Genomic DNA, 25294 nt, shown 5'->3' with positions numbered 1-25294 from the left:
TTCTGCCAGCTGGAACGGGAAGTTTCGAACCAAAATGGGATGGAATGTGAGTACGGTGCAATCTATTGCACCAATATAGTGCGCAAAGCTGAATGGCGTTAGAAGAAACGCAGGAAGGGATTTTTAGGCTCTTCGGGTTTGTCTTTCAGCGGACACTCGGGGCGCACGCCGTAGTCCTCAGTAACGCAGGGTTTAACCTGGCGTTTTTGCGCGAGCGAGATGCGCAACATGTGGAAGGGCTGGTTGGCGGTGCGCTCGACGGTGCGGCCCTGAGCATCAAGAATTTCTATCGAGAGGCTATGGCTGCCACGGTCGATATTGCTCAGCGGAAAAACCGGGCTGACGCCGGGCTCGCCGGTGGCTTTGCCGTCCAGCAGCAAGCGATACAGATGGCCCTTTTGCAAGCCGGGCTCGCTGGTGATGCTGACGATCAGCTCACCGGCACTGCTGCGAATGGTCGCGTCGGGCTCGGGCACCAGAACGCGCAGCATGTCGTAATGGAACGGAGGTTGTTCCGGCGATTTTTTCGCGGTGGTCATCGGCGCAGCAGCCGTGGTGGTAGCCGGCATGCGATTGCTGGTGGCCAGCGGCACCCGCTTGGCGTTGCCGCGTGGCTGATCGGTGTAGACACGATTGCCCTGCGCATCGATATAAGTGAACACCTCGGCCGAGGCGTGCAGCGCTGTCATGGCCAGCGCGGCGATCAGCCATGCGCGGATCATGGCTTGTGCACCCTTTGCACGGTGAAGAGTACTGGCGGGCTCTGCTGGACGATCGTTTCGCCGTCGATCACCTGCACGGCCAGACGATGTTCGCCGCGATCGACATTCACCAGTTGCAGGATTGGCACGTTGCTCGGCTGCCCGTAAGGCTCGTCGTCCAAAACCAGTCTTAATTGCTGCGGCGGTTGCAGGCGCGGCTTGATCAGCACATTGACAGTGAAGGTGCCGTTGTTGGCGCGCAGGGCTTCTTCAGTGGGCAGGCCGGCCAGTTCCAGCACCTCATAAGCGTTGCGCTCAGGCTGGCGATTGTCCGTCTCGACCGCTGGCGGCGTGCTCGGCGTTTGCGATTCGACACGGTTGAGCGGCGGCAACTCCACCGGCTGCGCGTCGACGCCGTCCGGCGAATGATCGCTGTACACCGTGTGGCCGTTGGCGTCGGTGTATTTGTAGATCTGCGCGACGGCGGGCAGGGCAATCACCAGCAGGAGGAATAGAAGACCACGACCCATGGGCTCGACCGATCAACAATGAGATTGGCTTGCAGCATAGGCCAGGGACGACGGTAAGCCTAACTGAGACAACATCCGCTCACACAAACCATCCCGGTTTTGACTGATTGCTCAACTACTGAAGTTGAGCATGCGTTTCTGCTTTCCGACGGGCGCTACGGGGCTGGGGCAGCCTTCAGGGCCGGGGTAGGTTTGTTTTCCGGTCTCGTCGTACTGGATCGTGCAACCGACCGGCCCCTTGTCGTAAAACGCCCGGCTTTTGACCACGCCGTTGCGGTAATAGCAAAGCTGTTCACCGGCCAGATCACCGCCGTATTCGTAGCTTTTGACTTGTTGTTGGTTGACGGTCATCCAGCTGAAGCCCACCGAGTTTTTCTGGCATTCGATCTGGCCGTTTTCGTAATACGTGCGCACGGTGATCTGGTCGTTTTCACCGATGATCTTTTCGCGGGTCTTATTGCCGGTTTTGTAGTCGTAACTGACTTCGGCCTGGCTGCTGCCAAACAAAAAATCCGTTTCATTGGTCAGTTTGCCGTGGGTGAACGTACGAAATTTTCCACAGCGATCAATGGTCGGGCCGTTCTTGTCGAAGCGGCACCAATTGGATTCCTCATAGATCACTTCATTTTCGTCGTAGCGTTTCATCAGGCCGATAAAGCGCCCCGTTTCAAAGCGTCCAACTGTTGCAGGTGTGCCGTCGTGCAGAAAGGTCAGATAGGGACCTTCGCGCTCTCCGTTATGCCAGGAAATATCGTTCATCAGCACTTGGCCGTCGTCGCTGTAACCCAGTGACCGGCCTTCGAGTTTGCCGTTTTCGTAGGACTGCGAGTAGAGCCGTTTACCGCTTGGGCTGTAGCCCTCGCGAGTGCCATTCAGTACGCCAGCCGTGTAATGCTCGATCAACGTCAGGACACCGCTGGCATCGGTGTCGCGTAACTCGCCATCCTTTTTGCCGGCAACGAAGTTCACTGTCTGGCTGTGGCCTTTATCAGCCTTGAGCGTCCACAGACCGCTTTGCACGCCATTGTGGTAAAAACCGGAGCCGGCTTCGGTCACCCAAGGGCCTTCGCGTTGATCGTTGATAAAATTGCCACGCACGGTAATGGTGCCAGTGATTTCTTCACTCGGGCCATCGAGTACGCCACGCCTGTATGTCTGGAACCCGGTCGTCGTGTTATCGGGATCGCCATCGTCGAGGATCGTCCAGCGCCCCTCGCGTTCACCGTCGACATACTGGCCGGTCAAGGTCTTCGAATATTCGGTTTCGACCCATTCACCCTGTCGCTTGCCCGCCACATAGTCACCGCTGGCCGAGTATTTAGACTCTTTGGTGAAAGACCAGGCACCCACGCGCACACCTTTTTCGTATGAGCCTTGGCCGCTGATTTCGCCGAAATTGAAGGAAACCGAATCGCCATCCTCGCTACCGCTGAAAGTAGCGGGCGCGGTTTCCCAGGCCATGCGGCTGACCTGGTAGTTGTAGAGCATGCGATTGCCGTCGTTAAGGGACGTATTGATGCCGCGCCAAAACGTGACGGTGAGAAAACGCCCGTTTTTTTCCTGATAGGTTTTTTTGAAATAGTACTGACCAGTACCGGGCATGTTGATGTCGAGTGGTTTGGTCTGTTCATCGAAATAACCGACCAGCGCTCCTGCGGTGAGATCGAGTTGGTCAAACTCGGGAATGCCCGATTGCTCGTAGTAGAAGCGATAGTTGATCGGCGTTAGCTGCGCCATTGCTTTCTTGATCGTGAGGGCGTCGAGCCGCTTCTGGCCTTCGGCGATTCGGTCGAGGGCTTTTTGCAGTCCTGTGACGCGTGTGTAGAGCTGGCTGCTGGCGTCGTATTTGTAGGCGTAGATCCGGTATTTCGTTTGCTGCTTGAAAAGCACCAGGCGGATGGGATCTTCGCTGTCGAGTTGCGTCAGGAACACCGATTCGATGGAGGCCTGGCCGAAGTCATCCAGCCGTTGTGGGCTAGCTTCAGGCTTGTCGCATACGCAGTAATAGCCTTTGACGCCGCCGGCTTCTTTGATAAATGCCAGAGTGGCCGAGCTCTCCTGCAAACCCTGAATCAGCGGATGAGCCAGCGTTTTGTTTTCATAAAACTCGGCCGCGTTAACAGTCTGGCTGGCGAGGCCGCCCATCAGGGTCAGAGCCCATAACCACTTCATACGAATCCCTTCGTCAAAGGCGCCAGTCGCGGCGCAGAGGCGGCGGATTATCCATGGATGAGCGCGCACAAAAAAGGCCTCCCGAAGGAGGCCTCTTTTTGTCACGCCGCGTAGCGCAGCGCTACCGGATCAGCAGCTGTAGTACAGCTCATATTCCAGTGGGTGTACGAAGGTGCGGACCTTGATTTCTTCTTCGGATTTCAGCGCGATGTAAGCGTCGATGAAGTCGTCGGAGAACACGCCGCCCTTGGTCAGGAACGCACGGCCCTTGTCCAGCTCTTCCAGGGCTTCTTTCAGGCTGCCGCAAACTTGTGGGATCTCTTTGGCCTCTTCAGGCGGCAGGTCGTACAGGTTTTTGTCAGCGGCATCGCCTGGGTGGATCTTGTTCTGGATACCGTCCAGGCCGGCCATCAGCAGTGCTGCGAAAGCCAGGTACGGGTTGGCAGCCGGATCCGGGAAACGTGCTTCGATACGACGGCCTTTAGGGCTGTTGACGTAAGGAATACGGATCGAGGCGGAACGGTTGCGAGCCGAGTAGGCCAGCATTACCGGCGCTTCGAAGCCTGGCACCAGACGCTTGTAGGAGTTGGTGGCCGGGTTGGTGAAGCCGTTCAGTGCCTTACCGTGCTTGATGATGCCGCCGATGAAGTACAGGGCGGTTTCGGACAGGCCGGCATAGCCTTCGCCAGCGAAGGTGTTCTTGCCATCTTTGGAGATGGACATGTGTACGTGCATACCCGAACCGTTGTCGCCGTACAGCGGCTTCGGCATGAAGGTAGCGGTGCGGCCGTAAGCGTCGGCAACGTTGTGTACAACGTATTTCAGAGTCTGAACTTCGTCAGCTTTCTTCACCAGGGTGTTGAACTTGACACCGATTTCGTTCTGACCGGCAGTTGCCACTTCGTGGTGGTGAACTTCAACGGTCTGGCCCATTTCTTCCAGTGCGTTGCACATGGCAGTACGGATTTCGTGGTCGTGGTCGAACGGCGGAACCGGGAAGTAGCCACCCTTGATGCCTGGACGGTGACCCTTGTTGCCGCCTTCGATGTCCTGGTCGGACATCCAGGAACCTTGTTCGGAGTAGATCTTGAACATCGAGCCGGAGATGTCCGACTTGAATTTCACTTCGTCGAAGATGAAGAATTCTGGCTCTGGGCCGGCGAAGACGGTGTCACCGATACCGGTGGTCTTCAGGTATTCCTCGGCGCGGTGAGCAATGGCGCGCGGGTCGCGATCGTAGCCTTGCATGGTCGACGGTTCGATGATGTCGCACACCAGGATCAGGGTGGCGTCTTCGGTGAACGGGTCGAGAACGGCAGTTTCGTCGTCCGGCAGCAGGATCATGTCGGAGGCTTCGATGCCTTTCCAGCCAGCGATGGAGGAACCGTCGAACATCTTGCCGACTTCGAAGAAGTCGTCTTCCAGCGCATCGCGAGCCGGCATGGTCACGTGGTGCTGAGTGCCTTTGGTGTCCGTGAAGCGCAGATCAATCCACTTGACGTCATGATCTTTGATGAGTTGAACCGACTTCGACATAGTGTCCTCCGGGTGAATTAGGGCGGGTAGTGGATGCCCTTAATAGTGGTGATGCCGGCGCGAATACTCTGCCAAGGCAACCTGCCTCACAAGGGAGCAAATTGCATGCCAGTGCCCCAGCATGGATTTTATGCCCCATATTCACGCTTATTAAGGTGCAAAACGTCTTAATGCAGAAATTATCGCCCTCTAATGTAGCGTCTTAATCTGAAAATGACCTGTTTTGGTGCATGAAAAACCTTCTGCACATTAACTGGTTAAACCTTGAGCAATTTCCGCTATAATCCGCGCCCCCCTTTTTCGGCTGGCCCTGCGCGCGCTGTTTTCATGAAACTAATCGTAAAAGTCTTCCCCGAGATCACCATCAAGAGTCGACCTGTCCGGACGAAATTCATCCGCCAGTTGGCCAAAAACATCCGCGCCGTGCTCCGCGATCTGGACCCGGCTGTGGTGGTGAACGGTGTGTGGGACAACCTCGAACTGGAAACCCGTGTTACCGATGCCAAAGCCCTTAAAGAGATGGGCGAACGCCTGACGTGCATGCCGGGCATTGCACACTTTTTGCAGATCGACGAGTACCCGCTGGGCGACTTCGACGACATCACCGAGAAGTGCAAACAGCACTACGGCGATGCGCTGGCGGGCAAGGTTTTCTCGGTGCGCTGCAAACGTGCAGGCAAGCACACGTTCAGCTCGATGGATGTCGAAAAATACGTCGGCAGCAAGCTGCGCCGTGAGTGCGGCGCCGCCGGAATCGACCTGAAAAAGCCGGAAATCGAAGTCCGCATGGAAATTCGCGACAAACGGTTGTTTGTCATCCACAGCCAGCACAACGGCATCGGCGGTTACCCGCTCGGCGCTTTGGAGCAGACGCTGGTATTGATGTCCGGCGGCTTTGACTCCACCGTTGCGGCCTACCAGATCATGCGCCGCGGCCTGATGGCGCACTTCTGCTTCTTCAATCTGGGCGGTCGTGCCCATGAATTGGGCGTGATGGAAGTCGCGCACTTCATCTGGAAGAAGTACGGCAGCTCGCAACGCGTGCTATTTGTCAGTGTGCCGTTCGAAGAAGTGTTGAGCGAAATTCTTGGCAAAGTCGATAACAGTCATATGGGCGTCGTATTGAAGCGTATGATGTTGCGCGCGTCCTCTGTCATCGCCGACCGCCTGAGCATCGATGCGCTGGTCACCGGCGAAGCGATCTCCCAGGTATCGAGCCAGACGCTGCCGAACCTGTCGGTGATCGACTGCGTGACCGACAAGCTGGTGCTGCGCCCGCTGATCGTCGCGCACAAACAGGACATCATCGACACGGCCAACGAAATCGGCACTGCCGATTTTGCCCGGCACATGCCGGAGTACTGCGGGGTCATCTCGGTCAATCCGAAGACCGCCGCCAAGCGTGGCCGCGTTGAACACGAAGAGAAAGAATTCGACATGGCGGTGCTCGAGCGTGCGCTCGCCAACGCCAAACTGGTCGCCATTGATCGAGTCATCGATGAATTGGGCCAGGATTTGCAGATTGAAGAAGTCGGCGAAGCGCTGGCCGGTCAGATCGTCATCGACATCCGTCACCCGGATGCCGCTGAAGACGAACCGCTGGAGCTTGCCGGCATAGAGGTACAGACGATGCCGTTCTATGCAGTGAACGCACGTTTCAAGGAACTGGACCCTACTCGCCAGTACCTGCTGTATTGCGACAAAGGCGTGATGAGTCGCCTGCATGCCCACCATTTGCTCAGTGAGGGGTATGCCAATGTGCGCGTTTATCGACCGAGCTAAGTGCCCGGGGCTGTTTGCCTGTGGCCTGCGTCACCGGCCCCCCGACACCGCCGTCAAGCTGTAACGGCCATGCCGGACACTACTGCTAATCGCTGCCAAGACTTGTCAGCAAACCGAATCCTCTGATCGAGATACACAAGTGATCGAAAATCTACGCAACATCGCCATTATTGCCCACGTTGACCATGGTAAAACCACCCTGGTAGACAAACTCCTGCGTCAATCCGGCACTCTGGAGCGCAACGAGCTCAACGACGAGCGCGTGATGGACTCCAACGACCAGGAAAAAGAGCGCGGTATTACCATTCTGGCGAAAAACACCGCCATCAACTGGAACGGCTACCACATCAACATCGTGGACACCCCGGGCCACGCCGACTTCGGCGGCGAAGTTGAACGTGTAATGTCGATGGTTGACTCCGTTCTGCTGCTGGTTGACGCTCAAGACGGCCCTATGCCGCAAACCCGTTTCGTGACCAAGAAGGCTTTCGAAGCCGGCCTGCGTCCGATCGTGGTCATCAACAAGGTTGACCGTCCAGGCGCGCGTCCGGACTGGGTTCTGGACCAGATCTTCGACCTGTTCGACAACCTCGGTGCTACCGAAGAACAACTGGACTTCCAGGTTGTTTACGCCTCGGCCCTGAACGGCATTGCCGGTCTGGATCACACCGACATGGCTGAAGACATGACCCCGCTGTACCAAGCGGTAGTCGACCACGTTCCAGCGCCAAAAGTTGACCGTGAAGGTCCGTTCCAGATGCAAATCTCGGCACTGGACTACAACAGCTTCCTGGGTGTTATCGGCGTTGGCCGTATCGCTCGTGGTAGCGTCAAGCCGAACACTCCGGTTGTTGCTATCGGTGCCGACGGCAAGAAGCGTAACGGTCGTATCCTGAAGCTGATGGGTCACCACGGTCTGCACCGTATCGACGTTGAAGAAGCTTTCGCAGGCGATATCGTTTGCGTCAGCGGTATGGACTCGCTGTTCATCTCCGACACCCTGTGCCACCCGGACACTGTCGAGGCGATGAAGCCTCTGACCGTCGACGAGCCAACCGTTTCGATGACCTTCCAGGTAAACGACTCGCCATTCTGCGGTAAAGAAGGCAAGTTCGTGACGTCCCGTAACATCAAGGACCGTCTGGACAAAGAGCTGCTGTACAACGTTGCTCTGCGCGTTGAAGAAGGCGACACCGCTGACAAGTTCAAGGTTTCCGGCCGTGGTGAGCTGCACCTCTCGGTACTGATCGAAACCATGCGTCGCGAAGGCTTCGAACTGGCCCTGGGCCGTCCGGAAGTGATCATTCGTGAAGTAGACGGCGTCAAGCAAGAGCCGTTCGAAAACGTGACCATCGACATCCCTGAAGAAGCTCAGGGCAAAGTGATGGAAGAGATGGGCCTGCGTAAGGGCGACCTGAGCAACATGGTGCCGGATGGCAAAGGCCGTGTGCGTCTGGAATACAACATCCCTGCTCGTGGTCTGATTGGTTTCCGTAACCAGTTCCTGACCCTGACCAACGGTGCTGGCATCCTGACCTCGATCTTCGATCGCTACGACACCGTCAAGTCGGGCCACATGTCCGGCCGTCAGAACGGCGTTCTGGTTTCGGTTGAAACCGGTAAGGCTCTGACCTACTCCCTGGAAACCCTGCAGGCGCGTGGCAAGCTGTTCGTTGAGCACGGTCAAGAGATCTACACCGGTCAAATCGTCGGCCAGAACAGCCGCGACAACGACCTGGGTATCAACCCAACCAAAGGCAAGAAGCTCGACAACATGCGTGCTTCGGGCAAAGACGAAACCATCGCTCTGGTTCCACCAGTGAAGTTCACTCTGGAACAGGCTCTGGAATACATCCAGGAAGACGAGCTGTGCGAAGTTACTCCTAAGTCCATCCGTCTTCGCAAGAAGATCCTGGACGAAAGCGAGCGTACCCGCGCTGCCAAGAAAGCCAAGATCTAAGTATTTAGTTCAGGCTGAATGAAAACGCCCCCGGTCGCGAGACCGGGGGCGTTTTTGTTTGTCTGGAGTGTAAAAAGCAAAAAAGATCGCAGCCTTCGGCAGCTCCTACATTGGAACGCATTTCCCTGTAGGAGCTGCCGAAGGCTGCGGTCTTTTGATTTTTAGAACTTCTCGATCGCCCGAAAATTCTGCTCGCGCACCACTTCCTTCGGCTTGTACGCGCAATACCCCGGCCGTGGGCCTATCTTCGGGTGGTTGCGGCAAGTGTCCGGGCGTTTGTCATAAATGGTGCACAGGCGGCTCTTACGATCCAGGTAGTAGCAATCGTTATTGCTCATGCGCTGGAGGGTGAAGATGCCCGACTTCTGATTGAAGCGTTCAACCAGGCCTTCCTTTTGCAAACGCTTGGCGATGTTCTTCGGCGGATCGCCCAGTTCGAACTCGTCGACCACGCCGATGCGCACCAGATCCTTGATCTTGACCTCGACCGGCAGCGTGCAGCAGCTGGAGATACAAGAGCCACACATCGGGGCCGTATATTTGGCCCACGTATCGAGACGATCGATCTCAGCGGCGGCAATCAGGTTGGGCTTCATCATCGGGAGTTACCAGGCGTGTGCATCAGGGCGCGCGATCATACCGGGACAGGTGGATTTTTGAACAACCTTTCGCCAGATTTTTTCTGCATGCAGGCATTTTGCCGAACAATTCGGCACGGCCCCTGCATTCATTAGCTCATCCGCCAGGGTAATGCCGGGCCATCTCACTGTCTCAGGAAATACTGCCGAACCAGAGCCTCCGCCGTCGGTCAGACCGTCTAGGCTCAGACAATTCCCCGCTCGCCCGAGGTCGTATCAATGACTCAAGAACCACTAGTTCGCGAAGCAGAGGTGGCCGCATTCCGCGACGCCGTCTTGACCAAACTCACCTACGCGGTGGGCAAAGACCCTGATCACGCCTTCGACCATGACTGGTTCGAAGCCATTGCGTTGGCCGCGCGTGATCACATGGTCGAGCACTGGATGGACCACACCCGGCAGATCTACCGCAAAGGTCAGAAGCGGGTGTATTACCTCTCGCTGGAATTCCTCATCGGCCGCTTGCTCTACGACAGCCTGAGCAACCTTGGCCTGCTCGATGTGGCGCGTGAAGCCCTGACCGAGCTCGGCGTCGATCTTGAACGCATCCGCCTGCTGGAGCCCGACGCAGCGCTCGGCAACGGCGGCCTCGGCAGACTGGCGGCATGCTTTATGGAAAGCATGTCGACCCTCGGCATTGCTGGCCACGGTTACGGTATTCGTTATGAGCACGGTTTGTTCCGCCAGGCCATCGTCGATGGCTGGCAGCAGGAACAGACCGAGCACTGGCTGGATTTCGGCAACCCGTGGGAGTTCGAGCGTCCGGAAGTCGCCTACCCCATCGGCTTCGGTGGCAGCGTGGAAACCGTCATCGATGCCAACGGCCAATCCAGGCAAGTCTGGTCACCCGCCGAGACCGTCCGCGCAATTGCCTACGACACACCGGTAGTCGGTTGGCGCGGGGCGAGCGTCAATACCTTGCGCCTGTGGCGTGCGCGGGCGATGGAAGATCTGCACCTGGAGCGTTTCAACGCTGGTGACCACCTGGGCGCTGTCGCTGAAGTGGCTCGTGCCGAAAGTATTTCCCGCGTGCTCTATCCGGCGGACAGCACGGAGGCCGGGCAGGAACTGCGCCTGCGTCAGGAATATTTCTTTGTCGCCGCCTCGTTGCAGGATTTGCTGCGTCGCCATCGCAACACGCACACCTCGGTGCTGACCCTGGGCGATCACGCCGCCATCCAGCTCAACGACACGCACCCCTCGATTGCCGTCGCCGAACTGATGCGCCAATTGGTCGACGTTTACGACGTGGCCTGGGATGCGGCGTGGCAGGTGACGGTCGATACGCTCTCGTACACCAACCACACATTGCTGCCCGAAGCGCTGGAAACCTGGCCGGTCGGCTTGATGGAACGCATGCTGCCACGGCATATGCAGATCATTTACCTGATCAACGCCCAGCACATCGATTCGCTGCGCGCCAAGGGCATTCATGACTTCGACGTGCTGCGCGCGGTGTCGCTGATTGAAGAGGACAACGGTCGTCGGGTGCGCATGGGCAACCTCGCGTTTCTCGGTTCGCACAGCGTCAACGGCGTGTCCGGGTTGCACACGCAACTGATGCGCAAAACCGTATTCTCCGAGCTGCACAAGCTTTACCCGGAGCGGATCAACAACAAAACCAACGGCATCACCTTCCGCCGCTGGCTGTACCAGGCCAACTCCGAGCTGACGTCGATGCTGGTTGATGCCCTCGGCCCGGACCTGCTCGACAACCCTGAAGAACGCCTGCTGGATCTGGAGCCATTCGCCGAGAAACCCGCGTTCCGCAAAGCCTTCGCCGAACAACGTCTGCACAGCAAAAAAGCCTTGGCCTATCTGATTCATGAACGGCTGGGGGTCGCGGTCAATCCGGCGGCGTTGTTCGACGTGCAGGTCAAACGGATCCACGAATACAAACGCCAGTTGCTTAATCTGCTTCACACCGTGGCGTTGTATCAGGCGATTCGCGCTGAGCCGGAAGTCAACTGGGTGCCGCGCGTGAAGATCTTCGCCGGTAAGGCGGCGGCGAGTTATCACCAGGCCAAGTTGATCATCAAGCTGACTAACGATATCGCCCGGGTGGTGAACAACGATCCGACCGTGCGTGGCCTGTTGAAAGTGGTGTTCCTGCCCAACTACAACGTCAGCCTCGCGGAGAGCATTATTCCGGCGGCGGATCTTTCGGAGCAGATTTCCACCGCCGGTTTCGAGGCGTCGGGCACCAGTAACATGAAGTTCGGCCTCAACGGTGCGCTGACCATCGGCACCCTTGATGGCGCCAACGTGGAGATGTGCGAGCGTATTGGCGCCGAGCACATGTTCATCTTCGGCCTCAGCGCCCAGCAGGTTGAAGCGCGCAAACAGAACCACGAGTTCAGCGCTGCGCCGGACATCGCGGAGTCCCATCGCCTCAACGACGTGTTGCAAGCGATCCGCAGCGGCGTGTTCTCGCCGGATGACACTTCACGCTATACCGGGCTGATCGATTCGCTGGTGGACTACGACCGCTTCCTGGTCTGCGCCGACTTCGACTCCTACTGGGAAGCACAGAAGCGTGTCGAAGCGCATTGGCATGATGCTGATAACTGGTGGCGTTCGGCGGTGTTGAATACATCGCGGATGGGCTGGTTCTCGTCCGACCGGACAATCCGCGAGTACGCCACGGATATCTGGAAGGCGCTGGAGTAGTTTTCCGCAACAAAATGTAGGCAAGGCCCAGCGGTTGTTGGGCCCGATCGATATACTGAGCGCCGGTCAGTGCTGGTTCAGGCACAACACAGCCACTGTGGGAGCGAGCCTGCTCGCGAAAGCGTTGTCACATTCAACAGAAATGTTGACTGACAAACCGCTTTCGCGAGCAGGCTCGCTCCCACAAGGTTTGTGCCTAGACTGATGCAATTGCCGGACTCGCCCCCTGTGGGCCGCTTAGGGATATCGACCATGCAATGGATGTTCATGTTGATCGGGCTGGTGCTCGGCTGGCTGCTCGACGAATCGCTCAGTGATGCGCTGTTGGGTGCGCTGCTGGGTCTGGCGATTGGTCAGACGATCCGCATCGCGCGCCTTGGCACCCAGATGACCGAGCAACAGCACCAACTTGAACAGGTCAGGGAGGCTTTGCAAGGCGTTGCGCAGCGTCTGTTTCTGCTGGAAGGCTCGCCTTCTCATGCGGTGACACCGCCAGGCGTTGAACCGGTCAGTGAGCCTGTCGACATCGTCGAAGACGCCCCGGCACCGGAACTGGTTTGGGAACTGCCGCCCGAACTTGAGCCAATATCCGCCGTCGCCAGCGAAGCCGGTCAACCATTGCCGGACGATGTCTGGCGTCTGGACGCCGTCACTACCGAACCCAAACAACCCGCCGAACCCCGTGGCCCGAACCTTGTCGAGCGCGGCATCAGCGCTGCACGCAACTGGTTGTTCGGTGGCAACACCGTGCTGCGTGTCGGCGTGGTGCTGTTGTTTTTCGGTCTGGCGTTTCTGCTGCGTTACGCCACCGAAGGCATGGTGGTGCCGATCGAATTGCGTTACGCCGGGGTCGCGGCCGCGGCATTGGGTCTGCTGGCGCTGGGCTGGTGGCTGCGCCAGCGTAACAACGGCTACGCATTGATGCTGCAAGGCACCGGGATCGCGGTGCTGTACCTGACGGTGTTTGCGGCGATGCGCTTGCATCCGCTGCTTGATCCTTCCGCCGCGCTGGGTTTGCTGGTGGCGGTCACGGTGTTCTCGGCGATCCTCGCCATCACGCAAGATGCGTTGGGCCTGGCTGCCGCGGCTGCGCTGGGTGGTTTCGCCGCACCAATCCTGACCTCGACCGGCGCCGGCAACCATGTCGCGCTGTTCAGTTATTTCGCGCTGCTAAATGCCGGCATTCTCGCCATCGCCTGGTTCAAGGCCTGGCGCCTGCTCAACCTGATCGGTTTCGTCGGCACCTTCGGCATTGGCTTCGCCTGGGGCCTGCGCTCTTACGCGCCGGAACTGCTGTGGAGCACCGAGCCATTTTTGATTCTGTTCTTCCTGATGTACCTCGCCATCGGCCTGCTGTTTGCCCGGCGTAAATTGCTCGATATGCCTGACGCTCCTGCGGACGGTGATCGCGAGGCGCTGCTGCACTGGTCGGCGCGCAAGGGCGATTACGTTGACGGAACGATGCTGTTCGGCCCGCCAATCGTGGGCTTCGGGTTGCAGTTTGCGCTGGTCCAGCATCTTGAGTTCGCCGCCGCATTCAGTGCCCTGGCGCTGGGCATGATTTACATGGGCCTGGCCAAGGTGTTGATGGGCGGGCGCGCGGTACTGCTGGGCGAAACCTGTCTGGCGCTTGGGGTGATTTTCGCCAGTCTGGCGATTCCGCTGGGCCTTGATGCACGCTGGACGTCGGCGGCATGGGCGGTGGAGGGCGCAGGGATTTTCTGGCTGGGCTTGCGTCAGCATCGACCGTTTGCCCGGGCCTTTGCGTTGTTGCTGCAGTTCGGTTCTGCGCTAGCGTTTCTCAGCCAATTGAATATCGGCGAAAGAAGCCTGCTCGATGGTGCTCCACTCGGCGCGTTGATGCTCGGCGCGGCGCTGTTGTTCAGCTTCTATCAACTGCGCAAAGCCACGCCGGAGCAGGCTTCGCTTTGGGAACGCCAGGGGTTGCCGGTGTTGGCGTGCCTGGGGCTGACGTTCCTTTATCTGCTGGCGCCGTTGTTTTTCTTCATTCAGGGCACGGCGATCAGTTGGGCGTTGGCCGGCCTGGCGACCTTGTTTGTAGGCCTGCGGCTGCAATCGCGCACGTTCCTGTTCACCGCGTTCGGAGTGCAATTGCTCGGCGGTGCGTTGTTCCTGCTGCGGCTGCAGGGCGCTGGCGAAGATTCTGCGGCGGTATTGAGTGCCGGTTGGAGCGGTCTGCTCAGCGCATCCTTGATTGGCCTGGCGCTGATCGCCGGCATGCTTTTGGCCGCTCGCGACGAAATGGTGCGCGGCGACGTACGCCTGTTGCGCGGTTTGTCGGTAGTGCTGCTGGCCGGTCTGGCGCTGATCAATCTGGCGGTGTTGTTTGTCCTGCCGTGGCAAACGGCGAGTGCGGTGTGGGCCGCCAGCGGTTTGCTGATTATCTGGCTGAGCCTGTACCTCCAGCAGCGTGTGAGTTTTGTCTTTGGACTGCTGTTGCAGGTGATCGGTGGAGCGGCGTTCTTGCTCGCAGGCCCCGAGTTGCTCGGGCCGCTGTCTGCCGAAGGTCTGAAGCCGTTGGCCCATGGCGGGTTCTGGACGCCGCTGGTGCTGGGGCTGGCGGCGATGATCGGTGCCTGGCGCCTGCAACGGGGCAATCACCCTTCAGCATTTGATGCGCTGAGTTTGCAGCGTCTGTCCCAAGTCTTGCTGGTATGGGGCGCTGGTTGGTGGGCGTTGGCGTGGGTCAGTGAGGTGCTGCGTTTTGCACCGGTGACACTGCAAGGTACGTTGCTGCTGTTGGTGGCGGCGTTGAGTGTTCTGTTGTGGACGCTGCTGTCGCTGCGCTTGAAGTGGCCGGCGCTGGGCTTGCTTTGCACGCTGCTGATCCCCGCGTCAGGCTTGGTGTTGCTGGCGGCTTGGCACTCGCGTTATCACCCGGCGGCAGACTTCGGCTGGCTGACGTGGACATTGGTGTTCGCTGTGCACTTCTTCAGCTTGCGCCGTTTGGCGTCAATGTTGCCGGCACGGGCCTTGAGTGCCGCCCATGTGCTCGGTTGCTGGCTGCTGATCGGCGTGCTCGCGCTGGAGTTGCGCTACGGCTTGCTCCTGTTGTCCGAGCAATACAACGCCTGGCGCTGGTTGGGTTGGGCGCTTCTGCCGAGTCTGTATCTGTTGCTGGCGGCAGCACCGCGCAACTGGCCTTGGCCGGTGGCGGCGTTCGCACGCGAATATCGTCTGTATGCCGCCGCGCCTTTGGCAGTGTTGATGCTTGCGTGGTTCTGGCTGGCCAACGGGGTCAGCGATGGCAACGCTGAGCCGTTGCCGTACGTGCCGCTGCTCAATCCGCTGGAGCTGGGTTTGCTGTTCGCCTTGTTCGGCGTTTACGTCTGGTCACGCAGCGCAGTTTCGCAGCTGTCGATCCGTCAGGACTACGCCGATTACGCCACGCAACTGGTCGCCGGGGTTTCACTGTTCGCTTTCTGCACCGCGTTGGTGACCCGCGCCGCGCACCACTGGGCCGGCATTCCATTCGAACTCGATCAGCTGCTCGCCTCTATGCTGGTGCAAGCCGGGTTGTCCATCGTCTGGACGCTGATGGCGCTGGGACTGATGATCGGCGGACACCTGCGTCATCGTCGTGAAGTCTGGCTGATCGGTGCAGCGCTGATTGCGCTGGTGGTGGCCAAACTGATTTTTGTCGAACTGAGCAACCGTGGCGGCCTCGCCCGGATCGTCTCGTTTATCGGCGTTGGCGTATTGCTGTTGGTGGTGGGCTACTTCGCGCCGCTGCCACCCAAACGCGTCGAAGCTGACCCGGCGGCGCAAAAGCCAGCCCCGGAAACCGAAGGAGTTGCATCTTGAGTCGCATGCTGAATCTGGGGTGGTTGGCGTTGGGCGTGGTGATGGTTGCCGGCGCTCAGGAAAAACCGGCGGACTTCGCCACGCAGGTGCCGCTGTCGGTGGCGGGCGATGGGCCGTGGTATCGCTTGGAATTGCCGCTGAGCGCGCAATTGCAGGCGCGCCAGACCGATCTCAGTGACTTGCGTGTGTTCAACGCTGCCGGCGAACCACAGGCCTACGCCTTGGCCCGCGAATCGGCGCAAACCCGCGACGACGGCCAGTTGCACGAGGTGAAGTGGTTCCCGCTGTACAACGCCGCCGACGCCACGGAGCGCGCCCCCAACGTCCGGGTGCAATCCACCACCAGCGGCACGCTGGTTGAGGTGCAGCCATCCAGTCAGTTGGAGGCGGGTGAAGAAGTGCTGCGCGGCTGGTTGCTTGATGCCAGTGCGATCAAGGCACCATTGCAGCAGTTGATCCTCGACTGGACCAGCGAGCGCGATGGCTTCCAGCGTTTCAGCATCGAGGCCAGCGACGACTTGCAGCGTTGGCAGCCGTGGGGCGAGGGGCAGGTGGCGCGGCTGACCTTTTCCGATGAGCGGATCGAGCAGCATGAGGTGACTCTGCCGGGGCAATCGGCGCGTTATCTGCGACTGCTCTGGGAGTCGCCGAATTCGGCACCGATCCTGACCTCGGCCCAGCTGAAAAGCAGCGACCCGCGTAACGTGCCGCTACCGTTGGTCTGGTCGCAAGCGTTGGCGGGCAGTAGCAGCAAACCCGGCGAATACACCTGGCAGTTGCCGATGGGGCTGAATGTCGAGCGGGTTCAGGTCGAGCTGAAGCAATCGAACAGTCTGGCGCCGGTAACCTTGGCGGGCCGACGCGAGAGCAGCCTGCCGTGGCAGACGTTGAGCAGCGGTCTGCTCTATCGCCTGACGCAGAATACTCAGGACGTGGTGCAGAACGAATTGCAGCTGTACGGGCAAACCGTGCAGCAGTTGAAGCTGACCGTGGATGAGCGCGGCGGCGGTTTGGGTGAACAGGTGCCGAGCCTGAAATACGCAGTACGGGCGACGCAGGTGATCTTTCTTGCGCGAGGGGAGGGCCCGTACAGTCTGGCGTTGGGGAATCCGAATGTGAAAACGGCGAATCTGCCGTTGACGACGCTGATACCGGATTTCAAACCGGAGAAACTGGCGACATTGGGCAAGGCGACGGTTCAGGGGGATGTGGTGGCTACTCAGACGTCGACCGCGACCACAGCTGCCGTGGCTGGGACTAATTGGAAGAAGATCGGGCTGTGGGCGGTGTTGTTGCTGAGTGTGGTGTTTCTTGGGGCGATGGCGTTCAGCCTGTTGCGCAAGCCGCCGACCAATTCCTGAGAATGGCTGGCGCTGCGCGCCAATCGCGAGCAGGCTCGCTCCCACAGTTGATCTTCGGTGGTACGAAATTTGTGTCCACTCTAGATCCCCTGTGGGAGCGAGCCTGCTCGCGAAAGCTTGCGATAAGTCGACAAAAATGCTCAACCGGCCGCCATACGAGCACCACCACCCATCCCATTTCCAACTACGCTAAACCCGCTACCTGAACTCTCTGCACCCATTCACGTCTGATACAGGCAATTGCGCCCCGACGCACGTTACCGGGCGTCTTCGCTCGCTACGTTTTCAGACTCCCTGTAAACTGCGCGGGTTTTTAGCCCCCCATTCCACCGGAGCCGTCCATGTCCCGCGTTACCCTGAGTCGCTATTTGATTGAGCAGACCCGTAGCAACAACACTCCTGCCGATCTGCGTTTCCTGATCGAAGTGGTGGCGCGCGCCTGTAAAGAAATCAGCCACGCCGTGTCCAAAGGCGCCCTGGGTGGTGTTCTGGGCAGCATGGGCACTGAAAACGTGCAAGGCGAAGTGCAGAAGAAACTCGACGTGATCTCCAACGAGATCCTGCTCGAAGCCAACGAATGGGGCGGTCACCTGGCCGGCATGGCGTCCGAAGAAATGGACAATGCCTACCAGATCCCGGGCAAATACCCGAAAGGCGCGTACCTGTTGGTATTCGACCCGTTGGACGGTTCGTCGAACATCGACATCAACGCGCCTGTCGGTACGATCTTCTCGGTGCTGCGTTGCCCGAACGAATACCTGACCCAGAACGAGCCGCTGAACGAAAAGGCTTTCCTGCAGCCAGGCACTCAGCAGGTTGCTGCCGGTTACGCGATCTATGGCCCGCAGACCATGCTGGTGCTGACCTTGGGCCACGGCGTCAAGGGCTTCACCCTGGACCGCGAAATGGGCAGCTTCGTGCTGACCCACGAAGACATCACCATTCCTGAATCGACTCAGGAATTCGCCATCAACATGTCCAACCAGCGTCACTGGGAAGCTCCGGTACAACGTTATGTTGGCGAGTTGCTGGCCGGCGAAGAAGGCCCGCTGAAAAAGAACTACAACATGCGTTGGGTCGCGGCCATGGTTGCCGACGTGCACCGCATCCTGACCCGTGGCGGTCTGTTCATGTACCCACGCGACAGCCGCGAGCCATCCAAGCCTGGCAAACTGCGTCTGATGTACGAAGCCAACCCGATGTCGTTCCTCGTGGAACAGGCGGGCGGTGCGTCCACCGACGGTCACCAGCGCATCCTCGACATTCAGCCGGACGGGCTGCACCAGCGTGTAGCGGTGTTCCTGGGCTCGAAAGAAGAAGTCGCACGCGCTACGGCTTACCACAAGGAATAAACCATGAACGCGCCCTGGCAGCCGTTGCTCGATTGGTGGTTCGGAAATGCCGAATCACCGAATGAGATATCGGCTGACAAGGGCAAGTTGTGGTTCGGTAAGCGTGACAGCCAAGACCTCGAAGCGCAGACGCGTTTCGGGGTCTTTGTCGATCAGGCCCTGGCTGGCGAATTGACCGAGTGGACGCAATGTCCCGAAGGTTGGCTGGCGGTGGTGCTGCTGCTCGATCAACTGCCGCGAATGATCTTTCGCGACTCTCCCAAAGCGTTCTCCGGTGATTTGCGTGCGCAGAAGCTCGTCGCGCAAGGCATTGCTGCGGATTTTGATCGGCAGTTAAAGCCCATTCAGCGAGTGTTCATTTATCTGGTGTTCGAACACTGCGAAAACCTCGCGGTGCAGAACGAAGCGGTTTCCCGATTCATGGAGCTTGTGGCTGAACAGCCGGAAGCGGAGCGGGCAGTGTTTGCCGACAATCTGGATTATGCCGAGCGGCATCAGAAGGTGATTGCACGGTTTGGAAGGTTTCCGCATCGCAATGCGGTGTTGGGGCGGGAGTCTACGGCTGAGGAGTTGGCGTTTCTTTCCGAACCCGGGTCCAGATTCTAAATCTTCAGTGCGGCTGATGCCGCTTTCGCGGGCAGGCCCGCTCCCACAGTGTTTTGGGGTGGAGCACACATTGTGTGAACACCGAAGATCCCTGTGGGAGCGGGCTTGCCCGCGAAAGGGTCAGTTGCAGTAATTTAGATCCTGAAGCTACCCACCAACTGCTTCAACCGCGCCGCCTGCTGCTCCAGATCCGAGCAAGCCCGCAACGTCGCCTGCAAGTTCTCCACACCTTCCTGATTCAGCGTGTTGATCTCGTTGATATCAACGTTGATCGACTCAACCACAGCAGTCTGCTCTTCAGTCGCGGTGGCTACCGACTGGTTCATCCCGTCGATCTCGCCGATTCGCTGGGTCACGCTGCCCAGGCGTTCGCCGGCCTGGTTGGCGATGCCGACGCTGCTTTCGCTCTCGCGCTGGCTCTCGGTCATTATGCTGACCGCCTGACGTGCGCCGACTTGTAGCTCTTCGATCATCTTCTGCACTTGCTGCGCGGAATCCTGCGTGCGGTGCGCGAGGTTGCGCACTTCGTCAGCGACCACGGCGAAACCACGACCGGCTTCACCGGCACGCGCCGCTTCAATCGCGGCGTTCAGTGCCAGCAGGTTGGTTTGCTGGGAGATGCTGGTGATCACTTCCAGAATCTGGCCGATGTTCACGGTGTTGCTGTTCAGGGTTTCGATGTTGCCGCACGAATCGCTGATCTTCGCCGAGAGCTGCTGCATCGCGTGGATGGTTCTATCCACAACCTGCTGACCGTCGACCGCCAGGCTGCGCGCTTCGCTGGAATGCTGCGAGGCGAGGGCGGCGTTTTGGGCGATCTCCTGCGCCGCAGCGCCGAGTTGGTTGATCGCTGCGGCCACACTGTTGGTGCGAGTCGCCTGTTGATCGGAGTTGTACATCGACGAGTTCGAGGCTGCGACCACGCGCAGGGCGACTTCGTTTACCTGGCCGGTTGCCGAGGACACTTCGCGGATCGAGGTGTGGATACGCTCCACGAAACGGTTGAACGATGTGCCCAGCGCGCCGAATTCGTCGTTGCCGTGGATGACCAGACGTTTGGTCAGGTCGCCTTCACCTTCGGCGATATCGTGCATGGCGCGGCCCATGGTCAGCAGTGGTTGCATCAGCACGCGGATCAGCATGCCGAGCAGGAAGATGATGATCACCACGGCAATGACCATGGCGATCAGCGCCGAGGTGCGGAATTCGCTGAGCATCGAGAATGCGGTGTCTTTGTCCAGAACCAGCGCCACGTACCAGTCGGCCGACGGTACGCCGTTGACGCGGGTGAAGGAGATCAGCTGGGTCTTGCCGTTGAATTCGACTTCTTTCAGACCCGGGCTGACTTTCGGTGCGCCGTTGGGGTAAGCCTCGGCCAGGGTCTTGAGCACCAGTTTGCTGTCCGGATGAATCAGGATTTTGCCATCGGCACTGACGATGAACGCGTGGCCGTGGCCGCCGAAGTTTAGCGAGTTGATGATCGCGCTGACGCTGGTCAGGTCGATATCGGCACCGGCCACGCCGAGCATCTGGCCCTGGCGCTGCACCGGGGTGGCAACGGTGATCACCAGTTTGCCCGACGAGGCGGCAATGTACGGTTCGGTGACGATGGTCTGCTGCGCGCTGTTGGCCGCTTTGTACCAGCCGCGGGCGCGCGGATCGTAATCCGGCGCGCGGTTGCCGGCGGGCACGGAGAACATCACGCCGTCAGTACCGCCGAAGTAGCTGAGCTGGAAATTGCCGGTGTAGGCGGGCAGGTCGATGATGCGTTTCAGGCTGGCGGGGGCGTTGCCGTCAACCGCGACCTGCTGGGACAGCGATTGCAGCAGTTGAATGCGGCTTTCCAGCCAGGTCTGGATGTTGCTGGTGGTCAGGCTGCCGAGTTCCTGCATGGTCGACTCGGTGCTGCTGCTCAGCGCTTCGCGTTGTCGATAGTCGTTGAAGAAAATGAAACAGGCGAACGCAACGGCCACCACGAGGGCGGCAGCCAACAAGATTTTGTGGCTGAATTTCATGTTTCTGGTCATCGAATGAACTACCGCGAAGGGGCTGGTCAAGAAAGGGCGGCAATTTGCCACACTATCGGGCTTTGCGCTGCCATTTATTTCGACCGCCATGCGCCAAAGATTAGGCGGCTTTGCTTAAATGCGACGAAATGCTCAATAGCCCTGGAAAGTGACTGATTTAAAGGTAAAAGTCAGACGGGCGGGCTAATAAATAGCCTTTTGTGTACGGAACCAGATGACGGTTTTCTCTTCTAAGCTTCTGGTTGGCACCCTGCCATCCCCCCTCGTTCCAGGAGTTACACAATGTCGCTGCGATCTATCGCCCTTCTGTCGTTTTGCGTGCTGTTGGCCGCATGCAGCAAGGTCAATCAGGAAAACTACGCGAAGCTCTCGGCTGGCATGGCCAAGGCTGAAGTGGAGACCCTGCTCGGCAAACCGACTGACTGCTCGGGCGCGCTCGGCATGTCCAGTTGCACCTGGGGCGACAAGAACAGCTTTATCAGCGTGCAGTACGCCGGTGACAAAGTGCTGATGTTTTCCGGCCAAGGCCTGAAGTAAACCGGGGCTTCGCGCCCACGGAGAAGAAAAATGAAGCGGTTATTATTTGTCCTTTTTGCCGGCCTGGTACTGGCCGGCTGCGCCACTTCCGGCGTGGATTCGTTGGCGCCGAAAACCGTCGACAGCGTCAACCTCAAGCGTTATCAGGGGACCTGGTACGAGCTGGCGCGCTTGCCGATGTACTTCCAGCGCAATTGCGCGCAATCCGAAGCCCGCTACACCCTCAAGCCTGACGGCAATGTTGCGGTGCTCAATCGCTGCCTGACCCCGGACTGGCAGTGGGAAGAGGCCAAGGGCACGGCTTATCCACAGGTGCCGGGCAAGACCGACAAGTTGTGGGTCGAATTCGACAACTGGTTCTCACGCCTGATTCCGGGTGTGGCGAAGGGCGAATACTGGGTGCTGTACGTCAGCGACGACTACAAGACCGCTATCGTCGGCGACCCGAGTCGCAAGTACCTTTGGCTGCTGTCGCGCACGCCAACCGTCAACGGTGTGGTGCGCGAAGAACTGTTGAGCAAGGCCCGCCAGCAGGGTTACGACACGACGCGGTTGATCTGGCGAGCGTCGGATCGGCAGATGGCCAAGACCTCAAACTAAACACCACCACAAAACAAATGTGGGAGCGAGCCTGCTCGCGAAAAGGGCGTGTCAGTTAACGAAAATGTTGCTGATACACCGCTTTCGCGAGCAGGCTCGCTCCCACATTTTTGTTTTGTGTCAGCCGAGGAGGTCGCGCAGGACCTGGGTGAAGGCACGCGCACTGTCCTCTTCGCCGGCATGCCGGCCATCCCGCACAACCCACTGGCCATTGACCAGCACATCACGCACCTGACGATCACCGCCAGCAAACAACCAGCGATTCAAAATCCCGTCCCCACTCGCCGTCGCCAGATACGGATCGTTGCCATCGAGCACAATCCAGTCAGCGCGCTTGCCGACTTCCAGCGCACCAATAGGCTGCCCCAATGCCTGAGCTCCGCCATCCAGCGCCGCGTCGTACAACGTGCGTCCGACCATTGGCTGATCCGCGCCATACAAACGGTTACGCCGCTGATCACGCAAACGCTGGCCGTATTCCAGCCAACGCAATTCCTCGACCACGCTCAGCGACACATGGCTGTCAGAGCCGATACCCATGCGCCCGCCCTGAGCCATGAAATCCACCGCCGGGAAAATCCCGTCGCCCAGGTTGGCTTCGGTGGTCAGGCACAGGCCGGCAATGGCGCGACTCTTGGCCATCAGCGTGACTTCTTCCGGGTTGGCGTGAGTGGCGTGGACCAGGCACCAGCGCTGATCGACTTCAGTGTTTTCATACAGCCATTGCAGCGGGCGGCGACCGCTCCAGCTCAGGCAGTCGTCGACTTCTTTCTGTTGTTCGGCGATGTGAATGTGCACCGGGCATTGCTTGTCACTGGCCGCCAGGACTTCGCTGATCTGCTGCGGGGTCACCGCGCGCAACGAGTGGAAACACAGACCCAGTGATTGCGCCTTTTGCTGCGCCAACAAGGGCTGCAAACGCGATTGCAGATTCAGGTAGTTTTCGGTGCTGTTGATAAATCGGCGCTGGCCGTCGTTTGGCGTCTGGCCGCCGAAACCGGCGTGGCTGTAGAGCACCGGTAGCAGGGTCAAACCGATGCCGCTTTCGCTGGCAGCCTGACTGATGCGCAGCGCCAGTTCCGCCGGATCGGCATAAGGCTGACCATTGCTGTCATGGTGAACATAGTGGAATTCAGCGACCGAGGTGTAACCGGCCTTGAGCATTTCGATGTATAGCTGACGGGCGATCACGCCGAGTTGATCCGGGCTGATTTTTCCGACGAGGCGATACATCAGGTCGCGCCAGGTCCAGAAACTGTCATTGGGATTGCCGGCGACTTCGGCCAGTCCGGCCATTGCTCGCTGAAAAGCGTGGGAGTGCAGGTTGGGCATTCCCGGCAGCAACGGTCCGCTCAACCGTTCGGCGCCATCTGCGGTGGAATCGGCCAGGATTTGGGTCAGCAGGCCATCGGCGCTGACCTCAAGACGTACATTATTGGCCCATCCGTTAGGCAGCAGCGCGCGTTCGGCAAAGAAGGCGGACATGGTTCAGCACCCCGTCGTGTGTTATTTGTATATACATATACAGACGTTTGCCTGCCCGGTAAACTCCGGCAAGCTAGCAACCTCTACCGACGAACAAGGATCCACCGTGCCGACTCCGCCTCCAGTTTCCCCGTTGGCCGCGAACATGGGCGACAGTCCGGCGCCCTTGTACGCCCGCGTCAAACAGATGATCACCCAGCAGATCGACAGCGGGAACTGGCCGCCGCACTACCGCGTGCCGTCCGAGAGCGAACTGGTCAATCAGCTCGGTTTCAGCCGCATGACCATCAATCGCGCGCTGCGCGAGATGACCGCCGACGGCCTGCTGGTGCGTATGCAAGGCGTCGGCACCTTCGTCGCCGAGCCGAAGAGCCAGTCCGCGCTGTTTGAAGTGCATAACATCGCCGATGAAATCGCCTCCCGCGGTCATCGCCACACCTGCCAGGTCATCACCCTCGAAGAAGAGGCTGCCGGTTCCGAGCGCGCACTGGCGCTGGACATGCGCGAAGGGCAAAAGGTATTTCACTCGCTGATCGTGCATTACGAAAACGATATTCCGGTGCAAATCGAAGACCGTTTCGTCAACGCGCTGGTCGCCCCGGAATACCTCAAGCAGGACTTCACCCTGCAAACGCCATACGCCTATCTCAACCAGGTGGCGCCGCTGACTGAGGGCGAGCATGTGGTCGAAGCAATCCTGGCCGAGGCGTCCGAGTGCAAATTGCTGCAGATCGAAAAGGGCGAGCCATGCCTGCTGATCCGCCGCCGCACGTGGTCGGGCCGTCAGCCGGTGACCGCTGCGCGCCTGATTCACCCCGGTTCCCGTCATCGTCTGGAAGGTCGGTTCCATAAATAGAGAGCATAAATGAGTTCACTGAAAGTCCTGCGCGCCGAAGGCTATCCGCGTATGCCGTGGAAAAACGGCGGCGGTAGCACTGAAGAAATCACCCGTGACGCTGGCGCTGGCCTCGACGGTTTCGGCTGGCGTCTTTCGATTGCCGACATCGCCGAGTCCGGCGGTTTTTCGAGCTTTGCCGGTTACCAGCGGGTGATTACCGTGTTGCAGGGTGACGGCATGACCCTGTGCGTCGACGGCGACGATACTCGGCCACTGCTACCGCTCGATCCCTTTGCATTCAGCGGTGAGAGCCAGGTTTCCTGCACCTTGCTCGGTGGGGCGATTCGCGACTTCAACCTGATTTATGCGCCGCAGCGTTACAGCGCGCGATTGCAGTGGCTGGATGGCGAGCAACGATTTTTCAGTTCGGCGGGGACGGTGCTGGTGTTCAGTGTCAGTGAGTTGCTTGAAGTTGTGGTCGGTGAGAAGAGTGCACAACTTGGCCGACACGACTGCCTGCAACTGGACGGTAACACCGGGCTGGTTGAGATATCCGTCAATGCCGGTTGCTGCGTGATCGAACTCACTACACGCTGATTCACAAACAATCTAAAGATCGCAGCCTTCGGCAGCTCCTACAGGGTGTACATCAATCCCACTGAAGGAGCTGCCGA

At 59.1% G+C, this 25294-nt stretch carries 18 protein-coding genes and 1 pseudogene; 11 read left to right on the top strand and 8 right to left on the bottom strand.

Features of this window, described 5'->3' with window-relative positions; all coding sequences use genetic code 11:
• Positions 1–98: 98 nt before the first annotated feature.
• From AB4P92_RS13435 to glnA, 4 genes are all read right to left on the bottom strand, one after another.
• Positions 99–722 carry a DUF4124 domain-containing protein gene (locus tag AB4P92_RS13435; protein WP_047299353.1) on the bottom strand — a complete coding sequence of 208 codons (624 nt, stop codon included), beginning with the start codon at positions 720–722 and terminating at the stop codon, positions 99–101.
• Entirely contained in the window at positions 719–1231 is a 513-nt protein-coding gene (locus AB4P92_RS13430; protein ID WP_395599519.1) for a DUF4124 domain-containing protein, read from the bottom strand. The genes AB4P92_RS13435 and AB4P92_RS13430 overlap by 4 nt, the downstream gene beginning before the upstream one ends.
• A 111-nt stretch (positions 1232–1342) precedes the next feature.
• Complete coding sequence (locus tag AB4P92_RS13425) at positions 1343–3403, bottom strand: hypothetical protein (RefSeq protein WP_395599518.1); 2061 nt, start codon at positions 3401–3403, stop codon at positions 1343–1345.
• Positions 3404–3532: 129 nt separating this feature from the next.
• Positions 3533–4939, bottom strand: a complete 1407-nt coding sequence (gene glnA, locus AB4P92_RS13420; RefSeq protein ID WP_042557212.1) for a glutamate--ammonia ligase — start codon at positions 4937–4939, stop codon at positions 3533–3535.
• Positions 4940–5266: 327 nt separating this feature from the next.
• Here glnA and thiI point away from each other — a divergent pair, with 327 nt between their 5' ends.
• Both thiI and typA read left to right on the top strand, forming a co-directional pair.
• Complete coding sequence (gene thiI, locus AB4P92_RS13415; RefSeq protein ID WP_047299357.1) at positions 5267–6721, top strand: tRNA uracil 4-sulfurtransferase ThiI; 1455 nt, start codon at positions 5267–5269, stop codon at positions 6719–6721.
• 139 nt (positions 6722–6860) lie between these two features.
• A complete protein-coding gene (gene typA, locus AB4P92_RS13410; protein WP_042557214.1) occupies positions 6861–8681 on the top strand; it encodes a translational GTPase TypA in 1821 nt (606 codons plus the stop codon).
• A gap of 161 nt (positions 8682–8842) precedes the next feature.
• Here typA and AB4P92_RS13405 read toward each other — a convergent pair whose 3' ends face one another.
• Positions 8843–9280 (bottom strand): YkgJ family cysteine cluster protein, encoded by a 438-nt coding sequence (locus AB4P92_RS13405; protein ID WP_042557215.1) that lies wholly within the window; start codon positions 9278–9280, stop codon positions 8843–8845.
• A 258-nt stretch (positions 9281–9538) separates the two neighbouring features.
• Here AB4P92_RS13405 and AB4P92_RS13400 point away from each other — a divergent pair, with 258 nt between their 5' ends.
• The 5 genes from AB4P92_RS13400 (at position 9539) to AB4P92_RS13380 (ending at position 19133) form a co-directional block, all read left to right on the top strand.
• Entirely contained in the window at positions 9539–11989 is a 2451-nt protein-coding gene (locus AB4P92_RS13400) for a glycogen/starch/alpha-glucan phosphorylase (protein WP_395599517.1), read from the top strand.
• A gap of 252 nt (positions 11990–12241) precedes the next feature.
• Complete coding sequence (locus AB4P92_RS13395) at positions 12242–15814, top strand: DUF2339 domain-containing protein (RefSeq protein ID WP_395599516.1); 3573 nt, start codon at positions 12242–12244, stop codon at positions 15812–15814.
• Positions 15811–17175 carry a DUF3999 domain-containing protein gene (locus AB4P92_RS13390; RefSeq protein WP_395599515.1) on the top strand — a complete coding sequence of 455 codons (1365 nt, stop codon included), beginning with the start codon at positions 15811–15813 and terminating at the stop codon, positions 17173–17175. The genes AB4P92_RS13395 and AB4P92_RS13390 overlap by 4 nt, the downstream gene beginning before the upstream one ends.
• Positions 17176–17516: 341 nt before the next feature.
• Positions 17517–18527: a class 1 fructose-bisphosphatase gene (locus tag AB4P92_RS13385; protein WP_042557219.1), complete on the top strand. Its 1011-nt coding sequence runs from the start codon at positions 17517–17519 to the stop codon at positions 18525–18527.
• Positions 18528–18530: 3 nt separating this feature from the next.
• Positions 18531–19133: a DUF924 family protein gene (locus AB4P92_RS13380; protein ID WP_273877244.1), complete on the top strand. Its 603-nt coding sequence runs from the start codon at positions 18531–18533 to the stop codon at positions 19131–19133.
• A gap of 134 nt (positions 19134–19267) precedes the next feature.
• Here AB4P92_RS13380 and AB4P92_RS13375 read toward each other — a convergent pair whose 3' ends face one another.
• Together AB4P92_RS13375 and AB4P92_RS13370 are read right to left on the bottom strand one after the other, a co-directional pair.
• Complete coding sequence (locus AB4P92_RS13375; RefSeq protein WP_390896384.1) at positions 19268–20032, bottom strand: methyl-accepting chemotaxis protein; 765 nt, start codon at positions 20030–20032, stop codon at positions 19268–19270.
• A 93-nt stretch (positions 20033–20125) separates the two neighbouring features.
• Positions 20126–21148, bottom strand: a pseudogene (locus AB4P92_RS13370) (cache domain-containing protein); the annotation flags it as partial.
• A 294-nt stretch (positions 21149–21442) separates the two neighbouring features.
• Here AB4P92_RS13370 and AB4P92_RS13365 point away from each other — a divergent pair.
• On the top strand, positions 21443–21697 hold the full coding sequence (locus tag AB4P92_RS13365; RefSeq protein ID WP_042557222.1) for a lipoprotein: 255 nt from the start codon (positions 21443–21445) through the stop codon (positions 21695–21697).
• 30 nt (positions 21698–21727) lie between these two features.
• Entirely contained in the window at positions 21728–22297 is a 570-nt protein-coding gene (locus AB4P92_RS13360; RefSeq protein ID WP_047299365.1) for a lipocalin family protein, read from the top strand.
• A gap of 120 nt (positions 22298–22417) precedes the next feature.
• Here the strand turns inward: AB4P92_RS13360 and AB4P92_RS13355 are convergent, their stop codons facing one another.
• The gene (locus AB4P92_RS13355) at positions 22418–23782 is read right to left on the bottom strand and encodes a formimidoylglutamate deiminase (protein ID WP_042557224.1); all 1365 of its coding nucleotides are present in this window, start codon (positions 23780–23782) and stop codon (positions 22418–22420) included.
• A gap of 145 nt (positions 23783–23927) precedes the next feature.
• Here AB4P92_RS13355 and hutC point away from each other — a divergent pair, with 145 nt between their 5' ends.
• Together hutC and AB4P92_RS13345 are read left to right on the top strand one after the other, a co-directional pair.
• On the top strand, positions 23928–24638 hold the full coding sequence (gene hutC / locus AB4P92_RS13350; RefSeq protein ID WP_181818442.1) for a histidine utilization repressor: 711 nt from the start codon (positions 23928–23930) through the stop codon (positions 24636–24638).
• Between the two features lie 9 nt (positions 24639–24647).
• Complete coding sequence (locus AB4P92_RS13345; RefSeq protein ID WP_261736235.1) at positions 24648–25217, top strand: HutD family protein; 570 nt, start codon at positions 24648–24650, stop codon at positions 25215–25217.
• Positions 25218–25294: the final 77 nt, after the last annotated feature.

Source organism: Pseudomonas sp. A0308 (assembly GCF_044218815.1).
Lineage (GTDB): Bacteria > Pseudomonadota > Gammaproteobacteria > Pseudomonadales > Pseudomonadaceae > Aquipseudomonas > Aquipseudomonas iridis.
Note: the sequence above shows the minus strand (reverse complement) of the source record. Positions and strands in the feature narration are given on the sequence as shown.